At 70.5% G+C, this 16,600-nt stretch carries 12 protein-coding genes and 2 tRNA genes; 7 read left to right on the top strand and 7 right to left on the bottom strand.

The annotated features are described in order from the left end of the window. Positions 1-22 precede the first annotated feature (22 nt). Both DFH01_RS14070 and DFH01_RS14065 read left to right on the top strand, forming a co-directional pair. The gene (locus tag DFH01_RS14070; RefSeq protein ID WP_109871093.1) at positions 23-1,987 is read left to right on the top strand and encodes a tripartite tricarboxylate transporter permease; all 1,965 of its coding nucleotides are present in this window, start codon (positions 23-25) and stop codon (positions 1,985-1,987) included. A gap of 11 nt (positions 1,988-1,998) precedes the next feature. Beyond that, positions 1,999-3,102 carry a 4-oxalomesaconate tautomerase gene (locus DFH01_RS14065; RefSeq protein ID WP_109871092.1) on the top strand — a complete coding sequence of 368 codons (1,104 nt, stop codon included), beginning with the start codon at positions 1,999-2,001 and terminating at the stop codon, positions 3,100-3,102. A 7-nt stretch (positions 3,103-3,109) separates the two neighbouring features. On the opposite strand, the gene DFH01_RS14060 is transcribed toward DFH01_RS14065, so the two are convergent. Next, positions 3,110-3,718, bottom strand: coding sequence for an HAD hydrolase-like protein (locus DFH01_RS14060; RefSeq protein ID WP_269846267.1), 609 nt, complete (start codon positions 3,716-3,718; stop codon positions 3,110-3,112). 300 nt (positions 3,719-4,018) lie between these two features. Here DFH01_RS14060 and DFH01_RS14055 point away from each other — a divergent pair, with 300 nt between their 5' ends. Then, the gene (locus DFH01_RS14055) at positions 4,019-7,237 is read left to right on the top strand and encodes a zinc-dependent metalloprotease family protein (protein WP_109871090.1); all 3,219 of its coding nucleotides are present in this window, start codon (positions 4,019-4,021) and stop codon (positions 7,235-7,237) included. Positions 7,238-7,302: 65 nt separating this feature from the next. On the opposite strand, the gene DFH01_RS14050 is transcribed toward DFH01_RS14055, so the two are convergent. The 6 genes from DFH01_RS14050 to DFH01_RS14025 all read right to left on the bottom strand — a co-directional run bounded on the left by DFH01_RS14050 (position 7,303) and on the right by DFH01_RS14025 (position 10,964). Then, a complete protein-coding gene (locus DFH01_RS14050; RefSeq protein ID WP_109871089.1) occupies positions 7,303-7,962 on the bottom strand; it encodes an LbetaH domain-containing protein in 660 nt (219 codons plus the stop codon). Next, on the bottom strand, positions 7,959-8,723 hold the full coding sequence (gene phnE, locus DFH01_RS14045; protein WP_109871088.1) for a phosphonate ABC transporter, permease protein PhnE: 765 nt from the start codon (positions 8,721-8,723) through the stop codon (positions 7,959-7,961). The genes DFH01_RS14050 and phnE (DFH01_RS14045) overlap by 4 nt, the downstream gene beginning before the upstream one ends. Further along, positions 8,720-9,619: a phosphonate ABC transporter, permease protein PhnE gene (gene phnE / locus DFH01_RS14040; protein ID WP_233256110.1), complete on the bottom strand. Its 900-nt coding sequence runs from the start codon at positions 9,617-9,619 to the stop codon at positions 8,720-8,722. Before phnE (DFH01_RS14040) ends, phnE (DFH01_RS14045) begins: the two co-directional genes overlap by 4 nt. Next, on the bottom strand, positions 9,616-10,539 hold the full coding sequence (gene phnD, locus DFH01_RS14035) for a phosphonate ABC transporter substrate-binding protein (RefSeq protein WP_109871087.1): 924 nt from the start codon (positions 10,537-10,539) through the stop codon (positions 9,616-9,618). Before phnD ends, phnE (DFH01_RS14040) begins: the two co-directional genes overlap by 4 nt. Positions 10,540-10,674: 135 nt before the next feature. Continuing rightward, a tRNA-Asn gene (locus tag DFH01_RS14030) sits at positions 10,675-10,749 on the bottom strand. A 144-nt stretch (positions 10,750-10,893) separates the two neighbouring features. Continuing rightward, a tRNA-Cys gene (locus tag DFH01_RS14025) sits at positions 10,894-10,964 on the bottom strand. Positions 10,965-11,099: 135 nt separating this feature from the next. Here DFH01_RS14025 and DFH01_RS14020 point away from each other — a divergent pair. The 4 genes from DFH01_RS14020 to DFH01_RS14005 all read left to right on the top strand — a co-directional run bounded on the left by DFH01_RS14020 (position 11,100) and on the right by DFH01_RS14005 (position 16,595). Beyond that, on the top strand, positions 11,100-11,780 hold the full coding sequence (locus DFH01_RS14020; RefSeq protein WP_109871086.1) for a protein-L-isoaspartate O-methyltransferase family protein: 681 nt from the start codon (positions 11,100-11,102) through the stop codon (positions 11,778-11,780). A gap of 68 nt (positions 11,781-11,848) precedes the next feature. Continuing rightward, complete coding sequence (locus DFH01_RS14015; protein ID WP_109871085.1) at positions 11,849-13,273, top strand: TolC family outer membrane protein; 1,425 nt, start codon at positions 11,849-11,851, stop codon at positions 13,271-13,273. 3 nt (positions 13,274-13,276) lie between these two features. Then, positions 13,277-13,807, top strand: coding sequence for a DUF2497 domain-containing protein (locus tag DFH01_RS14010; protein ID WP_109871084.1), 531 nt, complete (start codon positions 13,277-13,279; stop codon positions 13,805-13,807). Positions 13,808-13,898: 91 nt separating this feature from the next. Next, on the top strand, positions 13,899-16,595 hold the full coding sequence (locus DFH01_RS14005) for a valine--tRNA ligase (protein WP_109871083.1): 2,697 nt from the start codon (positions 13,899-13,901) through the stop codon (positions 16,593-16,595). The last annotated feature ends 5 nt before the right edge of the window (positions 16,596-16,600 follow it).

Here is a 16,600-nt window from a genome sequence, read left to right as displayed (position 1 = left end):
CGCCGGTGGAAAGGCCTTCGCCATGATGGACATCATCCTCGGCGCGCTCTTCGAGCTGCTGACGGTCGAGCGTCTCATGTTCATGATGCTCGGCGTCAGCGTGGGGCTGGTGATCGGGGTGCTGCCGGGCCTCGGCGGCATCGCCGGCCTCTCCCTGCTGCTGCCCTTCATCTACGGCATGGACGCCACCTCGGCGCTCGCCATGCTGATCGGTCTGATCGCGGTCATCCCGACCTCCGACACCTTCTCCTCCGTGCTGATGGGCATACCGGGCTCCTCGGCCTCGCAGGCGACGGTGCTGGACGGCTTCCCGCTCGCGCAGCAGGGGCAGGGGGCGAGGGCGCTCTCGGCCGCCTTCACCGCCTCGATGATCGGCGGCTTCTTCGGCGCCGTCGTGCTGACATTCTCGGTGATGGCGGCGCGGCCGATCATCCTGCTCTTCGGCTCCGCCGAGCTGTTCATGCTGACGCTGTTCGGGCTTTCGACGGTGGCCGCGCTCTCCGGCGGCAACCTCGCGAAGGGCGTCGCCTCCGCCTGCCTCGGTCTCGCCTTCGGCATGATCGGCGCCGCGCCGGCCACCGGCGAATACCGGATGGATTTCGACACGCTCTACCTCAGCGACGGTCTGCCGCTGGTCATCGTCGGCCTCGGCATCTTCGCGCTGCCCGAACTGTTCAACCTGCTCCGCAGCGGCGGCGCCATCGCGCAGCACAACCCGATGGGCACCGGCTGGCTGCAGGGCGTGCGCGACGTGTTCCGCAACCCCTGGCTCGTGCTGCGCTGTTCCGGCATCGGCGCGCTGATCGGCGCAATCCCGGGCATCGGCGGGTCGGTCGTTGACTGGATCGCCTACAGCCACGCGATGCAGACCTGCAAGGACACGCGCAACTTCGGCAAGGGCGACATCCGCGGCGTCATCGCGCCGGAAAGCGCCAACAACGCCACGCAGGGCGGCGCGCTGCTGCCGACGCTGCTGTTCGGCATTCCCGGCTCCGGCTCCATGGCGATCTTCCTCGCCGGGATGATCCTGATCGGGCTGCAGCCGGGGCCCGCCATGGCGGACCGCAACCTCGACGTCACCTACACGATCATCTGGTCGCTCGCGATCGCCAACTTCGCCGGCACCCTGATGTGCATCCTGCTCGCGCCCGGCATCGCGAAGCTGACGACGATCCGCTACGCGCTGATCGCGCCCTTCATGATCATGATCATCAGCTTCGCCGCCTTCCAGGCAACGCGCAGCGTCTACGACATGATCGCGCTGTTCGCGGTGGGGCTGCTCGGCCTTTTCCTGCGCCGCTTCGGCTGGTCGCGCCCGGCCTTCCTGATCGGCTTCGTGCTGTCCCTCGGCGCCGAGCGTTACCTCTACCAGGCCGTGCAGTTCTCCGGCTTCGAATTCCTGACCCGGCCGGTCGCGCTGATCATCCTGGCGCTGACGATCCTCTCGCTCTGGGCCGGGCTGCGGCGCAGCCAGGCGGCGGTGAACACGGAGGGCGCGGCGGAGGAATCGCGCGCGACGGTGCTCACGCCGCAGATCGTCTTCTCGGTCCTGCTGCTCGCCTTCTTCGGCTGGGTGATGTTCGAGGGGCTGAAGAACTCCTACCTCGCGGCGCTGATGCCGGCGGTGGTTTCCTGCGTCGGCGGCCTCTCGGTGCTGTATGTGCTTGGCATGCAGGCGCGCGGCGCGAAGGCGGCCGGCACCACCAACTTCGACCAGGAAGCCCATGCCACGGATTCCGGCCCCTGGCCCTTCGTCGGCTGGGCGCTCGGCTTCCTGGCAATGACGCTGCTGATCGGCTTCTTCGCCGCGCTCGCGTTGTTCTTCCTGGCCTTCCTGCGCGTGGTGGCGCGCTGCGGCTGGCTGCAGACGCTGCTGCTGACCGCGGCGGCCTGCGGCTTCATCCTGCTGATGGCGCACTCCCTCAACCTCGTCTTCCCCGGCGGCCTCCTGCAGGATCTCTACGACCTGCCCTGGCCCCTCCGCTGAGAACACCGCCCATGACGCTCCAGACCGCGATCCCCTGCACCTTCATGCGCGGCGGCACCAGCCGCGGCCCGTATTTCCTGCGCTCCGACCTGCCCGAGGACCGGGAGACGATGGGGCAGGTGATCCTGGCCGCCGTGGGTTCGCCCGATGCGCGGCAGATCGACGGCATCGGCGGCGCGACGACGCTGACGACCAAGGTCGCCATCGTCTCGAAGGCGGAGCCCGGGCAGCCTCAGCAGATCGACTACCTCTTCGCCCAGCCCGCGGTGGACCGCGCCTTCGTGGATTGGGGCCCGACCTGCGGCAACATGCTTGCCGGCGTCGGCCCCTTCGCGATCGAGCGCGGCCTCGTCCCGGCCGAGGACGGCGAGACGAAGGTGCTGATCCGCGCCGTCAACACCGGCGCGCTGATCGAGGCGGTGGTGCAGACCCCGGCCCGGCGCGTGCGCTACGACGGCGACACCGCGATCGCCGGCGTGCCCGGCACCGCCGCGCCGATCCTTCTGAACTTCGCGGATGCCGTGGGGGGTGCGACGGGCAAGCTGATGCCAACGGGCAACGCGCTCGACCGGATCGAGGGCGTGGACGTCACCTGCCTCGATGTCTGCATGCCCGTCGTGATCACGCGCGCGAAGGACCTCGGCAAGACCGGGCGCGAGACGGCGAAGGAACTCGACGCCGACAAGGACTTCATGGCACGCATCGAGGTGATCCGCCGCGCTGCCAGCCTCGCCATGGGCATGGGCGACGCGGAAGGGCGCGTGATCCCCAAATTCGCGATGGTCGCGGAGCCCGCGACACCGGGCGGATCGGTGCTGGCGCGCTACTTCACGCCGCTCGCCTGCCACGAGGCCATGGCGGTGACGGGCGGCATCTGCATCGCCTCCGCCTGCAAGCTCCCGGGCACGGTCGCGCAGGGCCTGGCGCGCGTCACCGACGCGATGCGCGAGGAGGTGGTGATCGAGCATCCCACCGGCACGATGGAAGCCGTGATCAGCATGGCGAGCGGCGCCGACGGCAAGCCCACCATCGCCGCGGGCGGCACGCTGCGCACCGCGCGCATGCTGATGAAGGGCGAGGTCTACGTACCGGGCCGGGTCTGGGCCGGGAAGTAGGCCGCCGCTACACGCCGCAGAGCCGCGCGATCTCCTCCGGACGCTCGAAGAAGGCGTCCGGCGCCTCGGCGCGCAGCCTGTCGGGATTGGCATAGCCCCACGCGACAGCCCCCGCCGCGATGCCGGCCTCCCGCGCCGCGGCGATGTCGCGCAACTCGTCGCCGACGGCGAGCGCCTGCGGCGCGGCGATGCCGGACTCGCGCAGGATCCGGCGGAACCGCGCGGCCTTGCCGAACAGGCTCGCTTCCGCGGCCAGGTGCGCGATGCGCGCCGACCGCGCCGTGCCGAGCGTGCGACGGATCTGAGCGGCGCTGTTGGAACTGGCGATGCCGAGGGCGATGCCTGCGTCGGCAAGGCGGTCCAGCATCCCGGCCACGCCCGGGAAGAGCGGTGGAGGCGGCGCCTCCCGCGCCAGGCGGCGGAGCTCTGTACCGATTGCCGGAAGGCGCCATCGCGACACGCCGAGGCGCCGCATCACGGTCGGCGCGTCGCAGGCCCGCAACGCCTCGAGCTCCGCCTGATCCGGCCGCGTGAAGCCGAAGCGCGGCGCGAGACCGTCCAGCGCGGCCAGCAGCCAGGGCCAGCTGTCGGCCAGGGTGCCGTCGAAGTCGAAGATGACGAGGCGAGGGGGCAGGCGGCGTGCTCCGCTGTGAGGTTTGTCGGTTCTCTGTGTGGCAGGGTCAGCGGATGTGAGGAAGTCGCGCCGCGGCCCTTAACAAAAAGCTGCTCTGGATTGCATTAGAAGGGCTGAACAGGACGGTAAACGAAGTATCAACTGCTCTCAACATTGTGATAAGATGTGATAAACGGCTGTAAATACAGGCTTCCTGATTGACGCGCATAGGTTGTTCACCCCTTTCTAACGACCAATTGATAGTGGCAGTGGCCACTTCGGTCGTTTCAAGGGATCTGATCCATGCAGCAGCCCGGAATCCTCGGCCAATACTCGTGGGAACTCCTCGAGGATGGATCGGAGGCCACTCCGGCCGCCGCGGCGCCGCCGCCCCCGCCGCCCGGTGAGGCGTTCGGCGGCGGCGGGGAGGTGCTGACGGCGCTCTTCGCGGCCATGCCGCAGCCCGAGGACACCACCGATGTTGCGACCGCTTCAGGCTTCGAGGCGACGCAGGTCCCGGCCGGCGAGGCGGTGGCCCATGGCGGTGGCTGCGCCTGCGGCGCCTGCGCGATGCCGGGCTACGACGACACGCAACTCGGCGAACTGGCCGGCATCGACCTGGCCGCGGGGCCGGAGGGCGCGGTCATCGACGCCACGGTGACGCAGAGCGTGGTGCCGACGGGCGGCGTCGGCATCGCCTATGGCGACACCTTCAAGCTGCACAGCAACCCCGGCTCGAAGCTGACGGTCTTTCTCGACTTCGACGGCCACACCACCACCGGCACGACCTGGAACTCCTATTGGAGCACCAGCAGCTTCTATTCCCCGGCCTTCTCCACCGACACGTCGGAGACGTTCAACACCACCGAACTGCTCCGCATCCAGCAGATCTGGGCGCGCGTGGCCGAGTATTTCTCGCCCTTCAACGTGAACGTCACGACCCAGGATCCGGGTGTCGAGGCGCTGCGCTACAGCGGCAGCAGCGATACGGCCTATGGCATCCGCGTGGTGATCACCGATGAGGGCGGCAAGAACTTCGGCGGCATCGCCTACAAGAACAGCTTCATGTGGAACGTGGACACGCCGGTCTTCGTCTATTCGAACCGCCTGGCCGATGGCGCGAAGTCGATTGCCGACGCGGCCGCGCACGAGATCGGCCACTCCATGGGCCTCGACCATGACGGCCGGAACACCTCCGAATACTACTACGGCCATGGCTCGGGCGCGACGGACTGGGCGCCGGTCCTGGGGGTCGGCTACAACGCGAACATCGTCCAGTGGAGCAAGGGCGAGTACAACGGCGCCACGAACACCCAGGACGACCTGAGCATCATCACCACGCGCAACGGCGCGGTGACCTATCGGGCCGACGACCACGGCAACACATTCAGCAGCGCATCCGCCCTCGGCGGAACCGTCGCGGGCGGCGTCGCCACGGTGGAGACCTTCGGCGTCATCACCGGCTCGGGCAGCCGAAACGACGTGGACATGTTCAGCTTCCAGCTGGGCGGCACGGGCGCGATCGACCTGACCGTCTCGGGCTGGACCCGGGCCTATGTCAGCGGATCGAGCACGCCGGTCTACACCGCCTCGCCCTTCAGCATGCTGGACGTGGCGCTCACCCTCTACAACGACAAGTTCCAGCAGGTCGCCACCTGGAACGAGGTGGCGCGGATCGACGGCGTGCTGAAGCTCTCGGGCCTTGCCGCCGGCACCTACTACCTCGGCCTGGACGGCGTCGGCGTCGGCGATCCCATGGCCGCGACGCCGACCGGCTACACGGATTACGGCTCGCTCGGCCAGTACATGATCCGCGGCACCTACACCGTGGCGGACACCAGCAGCGGCAGCACAGGTGGGAGCACCGGCGGCAGCACCGACACCGGCACCTCCGGCAGCACGGACACCGGCCTCAAGGACACGGGCGGAGCCTCGCTCACCGTGGACCGCACCAGCCTGACGACGGTGGAGGGCGGCACCCAGACCGTCACGCTGCGCGCAGTCGGCGCCACCGGCGACGTCCTGGTCGCCACCAGCGGCCTGAACGCCGCGGAGGGCAAGCTGGCGCCGGTGGACATCGTGCTGAGCGCGGCCAACAACTGGACCGCTTCGGTCGCCGTCACCGGCGTGGATGACCGCAACGTGGACGGCAGCGTCGGCTATGCCCTGCAGTTCAGCGCCGACGGCTTCGGCTCGCAGACGGTGTCCGTGACGAACCAGGACAACGACAAGTCGGCCGCCGCCGCCGGCACCATCGTCGGCACCTACAAGACGAAGCCCAGCGTGAACAACGGCACCGTGGCCGTCCAGTCGGCCGATGACGGCAGGTTCACCACCTGGCGCGAGGGCGTGTTCAACGACGGCAAGGCTGGCATCGAGCTGCGCTGGCAGTTCAACGGCCTCACGGCGGGCGACAAGCTGGTTCAGGTGGACGCCTGGTCCGGCGTCGAGGCCTTCCGCTTCGAATACTCGGTGGACAACGCCGCCACCTGGCGCCTGTTCGATGGCGCGAGCGCCGGCAGCCTGGCCTGGAACACCGACCTGCTCGCGACCGGCGTCGGGAGCAGCCTGTGGGTTCGGCTGGTGGACACCGACCGGACCGACACGAGCCGGGACACTTTCGGCGTCGACCTCATCACCGTCACGGACAAGCCCTCCTCCATCGTCGATGACACGGGCGGCGGCACCGGCGGCGGCGGGGCCAGCGACGGCGGCACGGGAGACGGCGGCACGGGCGACGGCGGAACCGGCGGCGGCACGGGCGGCGACACCGGCGGCACGGGCGTGCTCAGCGTGAGCCGCAGCGCCCTGACCACGGCCGAGGGTCAGGCGGCCAGCTTCACCATCAGCACCACCGGCGCCACGGGCGACGTGAAGGTCTCGATCACCGGCGTGAACGCGGCCGAAGGCGCGCTGGACAGCTCCGAGGTGGTGCTGAACGCCCTCAACGGGTGGACCGCGACGGTCGAAGTGACGGGCACGGAGGACCGCAACGCGGATGCCGACGTCGCCTATGCCCTGCAGGTCGCGGCGGCAGGCTACACGGCGCAGACGGTGACCGTGACGAACGCGAACGACGACGTCTCGGCGCTCACTGCCGGCACGATCGTCGGCAACTACACGACCCGCCCGAACATCAACAACGCCAGCGTCGCCGTGCAGGCCGCCGACGACGGCAGGGTCACCACCTGGCGCGAAGGCTTCCTCAGCGACGGGAGCGTCGGCATCGAGCTGCGCTGGGAATTCACCGGCCTGTCCGCCGGCAACAAGCTGGTGCAGGTGGATGCCTGGTCCAGCGTCGAGCTGTTCCGCTTCGAATACTCGGTGGACGGCGCCGCGACCTGGCGCGGCTTCGATGGCGCGGCCGATGCCGCCCTTCGCTGGAACACCGACCTGGTGGCCACGGATGTCGGCTCGAACCTCTGGGTCCGCCTCTTGGACACCGTCCGCACCGACACCGTGAACGACACGATCTCGCTGGACCTGATCACCGTGGCGCCGGCCGACCATCTGTTCGGCTGACGCGCCCGGCGGCGCGGCGTGCCCCGCACACCGCCCGGCGGCCGCATGGCCGCCTGGCGCGTGTGTCAGCTCGGGCCGGGATCGTGGCGCGCGCAGAAGGTCTCGGCATCGAGGCGGCGGATCTCCTCGAGCGCCGCGGCCAGCTTCTCGCGCGGCCAGTCCCACCAGGCGATACGCAGCAGCGCCGCGCGGATCTCCTCGGGGAAGCGGCGGCGCAGCACGCGTGCGGGATTGCCGACCGCGACCGCGAAATCCGGCACGTCCCGGGTCACCACGGCCCCGGCGCCGATCGCCGCTCCGGTGCCGATCGAGACGCCCGGCAGCACGATCACGCCATGGCCGAGCCAGACATCGTGGCCGAGCGTGACGCGATGGCTGCGCCGCCAGTCGAAGAACCCGGCCTCGTCCGGCCCGAGCCCATAGGCGCTGGCGCGATAGGTGAAGTGGTTCAGCGCCACGCGGTCCAGCGGGTGGTTGCCGGGGTTGATGCGGGTGTGGCTGGCGATGGAGCAGAACCGGCCGATCGTCGCGTAGATGATCTGCGCGTCGTGGACGACATACGAGTAGTCGCCCATCTCCACCTCGGCGAGCGTCGTGCGCGCGCCGACCTCCGTGTAGATGCCGAGGCGCGAGTCGCGCACGCTCGCCGTCGGATGGATGAAGGGCTCGAGGCCCAGCCGCTTCTTCGCCGTGCCGGGGTCCTGGTAGGTCGTCGTCTCGGTCATGCGCGGATCAGCCTCATCCGGATGCGGCGGCTCGCCCAGTCTATCGCAGCGACCGCCGCCAGGATCATCAGCACGATGAAGGCCGCCTCGTCCCAGTTGTTGATGCGCATCCGGTCCGCCAGCGCCAGCCCGATGCCGCCCGCGCCCACCACGCCGATGATGGTGGCGGAGCGGGTGTTGCTCTCGAAGGTGTAGAGCACCTGCGCCAGCATCACCGGCGCGGCCTGCGGGATCAGCCCGAAGCGGATGGCGTGCAGCCGCGATCCGCCGGCGGCGCGCACGCCTTCGACCGGGCGGCGGTCGGCCGATTCCAGCGCTTCCGAGAACGTCTTGGCCAGCGTGCCGATATCGGGCACGGCGAGGGCCAGGATGCCCGCGAAGGGCCCCATGCCGACGGCGGAGACGAAGATCAGCGCCCAGACCAGGCTGTCCACCGCGCGCAGCCCGTCATAGCTGCGGCGCACGGTGAAGCGCGCGAGGCGGCTGGCGATGACGTTGCCGGCGCCGAGGAAGGACAGCGGCAGTGCCACCGCGGCGGCGAGCAGCGTGCCGAGGAAGGCCATGGCAACGGTCTCGGCCAGCGCCTCGAGCAGGTCGTAGAGGCGCCCGCCCGGCGTCGGCGGCCACATCAGCGTCAGCAGCCAGCCGAGCTTGCCGAGCCCGTCCCAGATGCGCAGCGGCGAGGCGTCCACGCGCCACAGCCCGACCAGCAGCAGCAGGACGCAGAAGGCGAACAGGGCGTGAGTCCGAGAGAGAGTCATGCCGCGCGCAAATTCTCCGCCCCGATCACCCGCCGGCGCAGCGCCGCGCAGAGCAGGTCGATCGCGGTGACCGTCGCCAGCAGCAGCAGCAGGATCGCGGAGATGTCGGGGTAGCTGAACTGCCGCACGGAGAGATAGAGCTCCTCCCCGATGCCGCCGGCGCCGACGATGCCGAGCACGCTCGCCTCGCGCACGTTGATCTCGAAGCGCAGCAGCCCGAAGGAGAGCAGGCCGGGCAGGGATTGCGGCAACACGCCGAAGCGCATCGCCTCGCCCCAGCTGCCGCCTGCCGCGCGCACCGCCTCCACCGGGCGGAGGTCGGCATTCTCGTGCACCTCGGCGAAGAGCTTGCCGAGCGCGCCCATGCTGTGCAGCGCGATCGCCATCACGCCCGCGAGCGGGCCGAGGCCGAAGGCGTAGACGAAGATCAGCGCGAAGACGAGCGTCGGCACGGTGCGCGCCAGTTCCAGCACGCGGCGCGAGGCGCCGACCGCCCAGCGCGGCGCCAGGGTGGAGGCGGCGGGGAAGGAGAGCAGCAGCGCCGCCGCGGCGCCGAGCACGGTGCCGGTATAGGCGATCAGGATCGTGTCGAGCAGCAGCAGGACCCAGGCGTCGAGGCCCCACATCCATTCCGCCAAATCCTCGCCCAGGCTCGCCCAGCGCAAGGTCGGAATGGTGCGCCCGATGTAGTCCGCGGCCATCGGCAGCCCGGCGGCGAGGCGCGCCAGGCTGACCTCGCCGATCTCCGAGGCTGCGCCGAGCGCGAGCAGGAACAACGCGCCCCAGACGGTGAAGGAAAGGCGCCGGCCACGCCGGCGGCGCAGCCAGGCCTGCTCCGCCGCGCGCACGGCCTCGCCGCCGGGCAGCGCGCCAGCCGCGAGGGCCGGCGTGCTCACGAGCGCTGGCGGCGGCGTTGCAGATTCTCCTCGACCACCGCGATGACGTCGAGATAGTCCTCGTGCCGCGTCGGCGCGACGCCGGTGGCGCCGGAGGCCGCGACGGCGAAGGCGGCCGGGTCGCGCTCTGGCATGGCGAAGACGGCGGCGGCCCAGTCGCGCTTCAGGTCCTCCGGCAGGTCGGCGCGCATCACCCAGGGCGAATTCGGGATCTGCGGGCTGGTCCAGACGATGCGCGTGGAGCCCGCCGGGATCATGCCCTTCTCCACCATGCGCTGGATGTTGCCGCGGCTCTCGTTCGACCAGAAGGTGGCGCCGGCGTCGAAGGTGCCGTTGAGCACCGCGATCACGCTCTGCTCATGGCTGCCGGAGAAGCCGGTGCGGCCGAAGAAGCTGTTGGGCTCGAAGCCGGCCTTGCGCAGGAAATAGGCAGGGAAGGCAAAGCCCGAGGTGGAGTTCGGGTCGGCGAAGGCGAAGGACTTGCCGCGCAGGTCCTCGATCCGGCGATAAGGGCTGTCGGCCTTCACGAAGGCGACGGAGTAGTACCCGGTCTCGCCCTGGTTGTCGCGGTCGCGCGCGAAGGGGACGACCCGGTCGCCCATCACGCGGCGGGCGAGGGCGTAGTTGGCCGGGCCGATGCGGGCGAACTCGATCTGCCCAGCGCGCATCGCCTCCACCACGCCGGCATAGTCGGTGGCGCGGAAGACGCGCAGCTTCACGCCGAGCGTGCGCTCGACATAGTCTTGGAAAGGCTGCTGGCGGGCGATGGCGTCGCGCTCGTTCTCGGCCGAGGAGATGCCGAGGCGCAGCTCGCGGAACCGTGCGCGCCAGCCCGCCGAGGCGCTTCCCTGGGCGCGGGCGAGGGCGGGCGCGGCGAGCAGGGCGCTCGCAGCGAGCAGCGTGGTGCGGCGGCGGATCATCGGCTGTCGTCCTTGCTCTCGGCCCGCATCGGGGCCGAGGCCGGTCTAGCCGGACCCGGTTGCAGCCGCGTGACGTCGCGGTGACCGCGCGGCGACAAGCCACGCCACCACGAAGCACAGCAAGGACGGGGAAGATGGCTCCGGCGGTTGGATTCGAACCAACGACCAACGGATTAACAGTCCGCTGCGCTACCGCTGCGCCACGCCGGATCAGCCGAGGAGCGGGCCTATAGCAACCGAACCCGGCCGGGTGAAGCCCCCTTCACCCCGTCTCGCCGGAAGCGCGCCGCGCCACGTCGGGCGGGTGCGCGGGAAACAAGGAGACGGGGACAGAAGAGGGGGGACAAAAGAGAAAGGCCGCGGCCGGAATCGAACCGGCATTCACGGATTTGCAGTCCGGTGCATCACCACTCTGCCACGCGGCCGCGTGAGGCGCCTCTATCCGGCACCGGCCGGCCCCGGTCAAGCAGCGTCGCCGCCTGCGCTGCACGGGGAAGGGTCGCGACTTGGCCGGGGCGGGGGGCGAACGTATAAGCGCCGCGAGGCAAGGTGTAGCGGCAATGCAAGGCGACGTGACCCAGGACATGGCGGAATCCCGCCGGCGAATGGTGGATGGCCAGCTTCGGCCGAACCGGGTGACCGATTCCCGCCTGATCGCCGCGATGGGCGAGATCCCGCGGGAACGCTTCCTGCCGCCCGGCCTCGCCGCGCGGGCTTATGTGGACGAGGATGTCCGGCTTCCCGGTGGCCGGGGCCTCATCGAGCCGATGGTGATCGCGCGCATGCTCCAGCTGCTGTCCATCCGGGACGGCGACCGCGTGCTCGTGGTCGGCGCAGGCACCGGCTATGCCGCGACCGTCGCGGCGCGCTGCGGTGCGCGCGTCGTAGCGCTGGAACAGGACCCGGCGCTCGCCGCGGCCGCCCGGCGCGCCACCGCCGGCCTCGTCGCCCCCGCCGATCTCCGCGTGGTCGAGGCGCCGCTCGCCGCCGGATTCCCGACGGCCGCCCCCTATGACGGTATCCTGATCGAGGGCGAGGTCTCCGAGATTCCGGCCGAGATCACCGGCCAGCTGGCTGAAGGCGGGCGCCTGGTGACGGTGCTCGCCGCCTCGGAGCGGGGGCAGGCCGCGCGTGCGGTGCTCGGCCGGCGCATCGGTGGCAGCTTCAGCGTGACGCCTGCCTTCGATTGCGCCACCCTCGCACTGCCGGCCTTCGCACGGCGGCCGAGCTTCGTCTTCTGAGCCGGGCCGGCGCGCTTCTGGCCCGAGCGATCCTGCTGTAGGATCGACGCGATCGCGGAGAGAACTGCATGACGTTGTCGCCCCGCCTCGCTTTCGCCGCCGTGTTGTTCGCCGGCTCGGCGCTCGTCCAGGTTCGCCCGGCGGAGAGCCAGACGCTGCAGGAAGCGCTGGCGCTCGCCTATGCCAACAATCCGACGCTGCAGGCGGCCCGCGCCCAGCTTCGCGCCGTCGACGAGAACGTGCCGCAGGCGCTGGCCGGCTGGCGCCCCACGGTGCAGTTCACCGGCTCGGCCGGGCAGCAGACCGGCTCGGCCACCGGCCAGCCGGCCTTCCCGCCGGGCGCGCCGCGGACGCAGACGGATTGGCGGTCGCGCGACATCTACAGCATGCAGGGCTCGGTGACCCAGCCGATCTATCGTGGCGGACGCACCGTGGCCTCGACCCGGCGGGCGGAGAACCAGGTGCTGGCGCAGCGCGCCCGCCTCTTCGCCACTGAGCAGCAGGTGCTTCAGGACACCATCAACGCCTATGTCGCCGTGATCCGCGACCAGGAGGAGGTGCGCCTCAACACCAACAACGAGCAGGTGCTGATGCGCCAGCTCCAGGCCACCAATGAGCGGTTCCGGGTGGGCGAGATCACCCGCACGGACGTCGCCCAGGCGGAAAGCCGCCTTGCCGGCGCCCGGGCGCAGCGCGCCGACGCGGAAGGGCGCCTCCAGGCCTCCCGCGCCACCTTCACGCGCCTGGTCGGCCAGCCGCCGCAGCGCCTGACGCCGCCGCAGCCGCTCCGCACCCCGGTTGCCAATGCTCGGGAGGCGGCCAGCTATGCCGCGCAGAACAACCCGAACGTGGTCGCGGCGCTGTTCGACGAAGCCGCGGCACGCGATTTCATCGACGTGCAGTTCTCCCAGCTTCTGCCGCAGCTCAGCCTGAACGGCAGCGTGTTCCGGCAGGACAACCAGACGACGGACGGCGTGCGGCAGGACGGCACCGCGGTGACCGCCAACCTGACGGTGCCGCTGTTCCAGGGCGGCGCCGAATACGCCCAGGTCCGCCAGGCCCGCCAGCAGGCGCAGCAGGCCCGGCAGGTGGTGGAGGACCAGCGCCGCGCCGCCACCCAGCTCGCGACCCAGGCCTTTGAGGTGCTGCAGGCGGCCCGTGCCCAGGCCGACGCCAACCGCGCCCAGATCCGCGCCCAGGAGATCGCGCTCGACGGCGTGCAGCGCGAGGCGATCGTCGGCAGCCGCACGACCCTCGACGTGCTGAACGCCGAGCAGGAACTGCTGAACGCCCGCGTCAGCCTGGTCCGCGCGCTGGCCAACCTGATCACCGCTTCCCACAGCCTGGCCGCGGCGGTCGGCCGGCTCACCGCGCGCGACCTGAGCCTTCCGGTCGAACTCTATGACGCGGAGGCGTATTACCGCGCCGTCCGCAACCGCTGGGTCGGATGGGGCGACTCCTCCGCCGACCGTGTCGCCGATCGGGGGCGTTGAGCCATGAGTGCTGCACCGGAAGCGCCGAAGCCGGCCGGTCCCGACCCCGCCATGGACGACATCCTGGCCTCCATCCGGCGGATCCTTAACGAGGACGATGGCGTGCCGACGCCCGGCCCGCAGGCCGGCGAAGGCTCGGAACGCCGGGACGCGGGCGAGCCCGAGCCCCTGCAGTTGACCGAATCGATGCTGGTGCAGCCGGCGCCGCCTTCAGGGGGGTCGTCCGCGCCCGTAGCGCCCGTGGAAGCCGAGGCAGCGGCAGGGCCCGAAGCGCCGGCGCCGGAAAGTCCGCCTGCCGCCGCCCTGGTCGCGCCGGCCGTGGCCGCGGCCACGACGGCCGCCGTCGGCAAGCTGCTGCGGACGGTGGCGCAGGAGCGCGCCGCCACGATCCACCGCGGCGGCCCCACCATCGAGGATGTGGTGCGGGAAGAGATCCGGCCGCTGCTGAAGGACTGGCTCGACCAGCACCTCCCGCCACTGGTCGAGCGCCTGGTCCGCGCCGAGATCGAAAGGGTGGTCGGCAGGGCGCTGTAGCGCCTTTCCCCCGCGGCGCGCGCCCTGCGCGCCGTCCCCATGCGCGGCGAAGCCCTTGACGGCGCCCGACCGGCGCGGAAGGGATGGCCGCATGCTGACGAAGACCTTCGATCCCGCGGCCGTCGAGCCGCGCCTCTACGAGTTGTGGGAGAAGCTGGGCGCCTTCACGGCCGACCCGGCCTCCTCCGCGCCGCCCTTCGTCATCATGATCCCGCCGCCCAACGTCACGGGCAGCCTGCATATCGGCCATGCCCTGACCATGTCCGTGCAGGACATGCTGACGCGCTGGCGCCGGATGCAGGGGCGCGACGCGCTGTGGCAGCCCGGCACCGACCATGCCGGCATCGCGACCCAGATGGTGGTGGAGCGGCTGCTGGCCTCGCAGGGGCAGGACCGGCGCGCGATGGGCCGCGAGGCCTTCCTCAAGCATGTGTGGGAGTGGAAGGCGCAGTCGGGCGGCGCCATCACGCGCCAGCTGCGCCGCCTGGGCGCCAGCCTGGACTGGCCGCGCGAGCGCTTCACCATGGACGAAGGCCTGTCGCGGGCCGTGCTCAAGGTCTTCGTCACGCTGCACCGGCAGGGGCTGCTCTATCGCGACCGGCGCCTGGTGAACTGGGACCCGGTGTTCCAGACCGCGATCTCCGACCTCGAGGTCGAGAGCCGGGAGGTGAAGGGCAGCCTCTGGCACCTGAAGTATCCGGTGGAGGGCGAGCCCGGCCGCTTCCTGGTCGTGGCGACCACGCGGCCCGAGACGATGCTCGGCGATACGGCGGTCGCCGTGCATCCCGAGGATGCGCGCTTCGCCGATCTCGTCGGCAAGCACCTGATCCTGCCGCTGACCGGGCGGCGCATCCCCGTGGTGGCCGACACGCATTCCGACCCCGAGAAGGGCAGCGGCGCGGTGAAGATCACGCCCGCGCATGACTTCAATGATTTCGAGGTCGGCAAGCGGCACGCGCTTTCCATGCCCTCCGTGCTTGATGCCGATGCGAAGGTCATGGTTGCGGAGATCGAGGCCGAGCTGGCCGAGGTGCCCGGCATCGGCGACCCCGCCTTCGTGCGCGCGCTGGACGGCCTCGACCGCTTCGATGCGCGCAAGAAGATCCTGGCGCGGCTGGAGGAACTCGGCCTCATCGAGAAGATCGAGGCCCATACGCACATGGTCCCGCATGGCGACCGCTCCGGCGTGCCGATCGAGCCGCGGCTGACCATGCAGTGGTACGTGGATGCGAAGACGCTGGCGCAGCCCGCGATCAAGGCGGTCGAGACCGGGCAGACGGTCTTCGTGCCGCGCCAGTGGGAGAACACTTTCTTTGCGTGGATGCGCGACATCCAGCCCTGGTGCGTCTCCCGCCAGCTCTGGTGGGGCCACCAGATCCCCGCCTGGTACGCGCCGGACGGCGAGGTCTTCGTCGCGGAGAGCGAAGCCGAAGCGGCAGCGGCGGCGCGCGAAAAGTATGGCCGCGACGTCACGCTGATCCGCGACGCGGACGTGCTGGACACCTGGTTCAGCAGCGCGCTCTGGCCCTTCAGCACGCTGGGCTGGCCGGATGAGACGCCGGAGTTGAAGAAGTACTACCCCGGCAGCGTGCTGGTGACGGGCTTCGACATCATCTTTTTCTGGGTCGCGCGGATGATGATGATGGGCATCCACTTCATGAACGAGGTGCCGTTCCGCCACGTCTACATCCACGGCCTGGTCCGCGACGAGAAGGGCCAGAAGATGTCGAAATCCAAGGGGAACGTGATGGACCCCCTGGAGCTGATCGAGGCCTACGGGGCCGATGCGCTGCGCTTCACCATCGCCGCGCTGACCGGGCCGGGGCGCGACGTGAAGCTCGGCCGCAAGCGTGTGGAAGACCACCGCGCCTTCGTCACCAAGATCTGGAATGCCGCGCGCTTCCTGGAGATGAACGGCATCGTCGCGGATGCCTCCTTCGATCCCGCGACGGCGAAGTCCCCGCTCGCGCGTTGGATCCTCGATGCATCGAACCGCGCCGTGGAGGAGTGCACCGAGGCTCTTGAAGCCTACCGCTTCGACGAATACGCCGCCGCGGCCTATCGCTTCGCCTGGGGCAGCTACTGCGACTGGTTCATCGAACTCGGAAAACCCGTGCTGAACGGCCCGGACGGGCCGGAAAAGGCCGAGGTGAAGGGCGCCGCGCAGCATGTCTTCGGCACCATCCTGAAGCTGCTCCACCCGGCGATGCCCTTCGTCACCGAGGAGCTGTGGCACCTGTTCGGCTACGGCGAGCAGGGCAGCCTGATCCGCGCTGCGTGGCCGGCACCGGTGACCGTGCCGGATGCCGAGGCGGCGCGCGCCGAGCTCGACTGGGTGGTGGCGCTCATCGGGGAGGTGCGCGGCGCGCGCGCCGAGATGAATGTGCCCCCCTCCGTCACCGTGCCGCTGCTGCTGCAGGGCGCCGCGGGGACGACGTTGGCGCGCGCCGATCGCTGGATCGACGCAATCCGGCGCCTGGCGCGTGCGACCGAGGTGAAGCCGCTCGATGGCGCCGCGCCGAAGGGCGTGGCGCAGGTGGTCGTCGGCGAAGCGACGGTGATGCTGCCGCTGGCGGATGTCATCGACCTTGGCGCCGAGCGCACGCGCCTGGCGAAGGCGCGGGCGGCTGCGGAGAACGAGGCGAAGAAGATCGCCGCCAAACTCGGCAACGCCGATTTCGTCGCCCGCGCCAAGGAGGAGGTGGTCGAGGAGAACCGCGAGCGCCTCGCCGCCGCCGAGGCCGAGATGGCGCGGCTCGATGCCGCGCTGGCGCGGATCGCGGAGTAGGGCAG

The organism is Falsiroseomonas bella, assembly GCF_003173615.1.
GTDB lineage: Bacteria > Pseudomonadota > Alphaproteobacteria > Acetobacterales > Acetobacteraceae > Falsiroseomonas > Falsiroseomonas bella.
Note: the sequence above shows the minus strand (reverse complement) of the source record. Positions and strands in the feature narration are given on the sequence as shown.

Bases quoted from the DNA above. Each gene is read 5' to 3' on its own strand.
- DFH01_RS14070 (WP_109871093.1), top strand. From the start codon at position 23: ATGATGGACATCATCCTCGGCGCGCTCTTCGAGCTGCTGACGGTCGAG.
- DFH01_RS14065 (WP_109871092.1), top strand. From the start codon at position 1,999: ATGACGCTCCAGACCGCGATCCCCTGCACCTTCATGCGCGGCGGCACC.
- DFH01_RS14055 (WP_109871090.1), top strand. From the start codon at position 4,019: ATGCAGCAGCCCGGAATCCTCGGCCAATACTCGTGGGAACTCCTCGAG.
- DFH01_RS14050 (WP_109871089.1), bottom strand. From the start codon at position 7,962: ATGACCGAGACGACGACCTACCAGGACCCCGGCACGGCGAAGAAGCGG.
- phnE (WP_109871088.1), bottom strand. From the start codon at position 8,723: ATGACTCTCTCTCGGACTCACGCCCTGTTCGCCTTCTGCGTCCTGCTG.
- phnD (WP_109871087.1), bottom strand. From the start codon at position 10,539: ATGATCCGCCGCCGCACCACGCTGCTCGCTGCGAGCGCCCTGCTCGCC.
- DFH01_RS14020 (WP_109871086.1), top strand. From the start codon at position 11,100: ATGCAAGGCGACGTGACCCAGGACATGGCGGAATCCCGCCGGCGAATG.
- DFH01_RS14015 (WP_109871085.1), top strand. From the start codon at position 11,849: ATGACGTTGTCGCCCCGCCTCGCTTTCGCCGCCGTGTTGTTCGCCGGC.
- DFH01_RS14010 (WP_109871084.1), top strand. From the start codon at position 13,277: ATGAGTGCTGCACCGGAAGCGCCGAAGCCGGCCGGTCCCGACCCCGCC.
- DFH01_RS14005 (WP_109871083.1), top strand. From the start codon at position 13,899: ATGCTGACGAAGACCTTCGATCCCGCGGCCGTCGAGCCGCGCCTCTAC.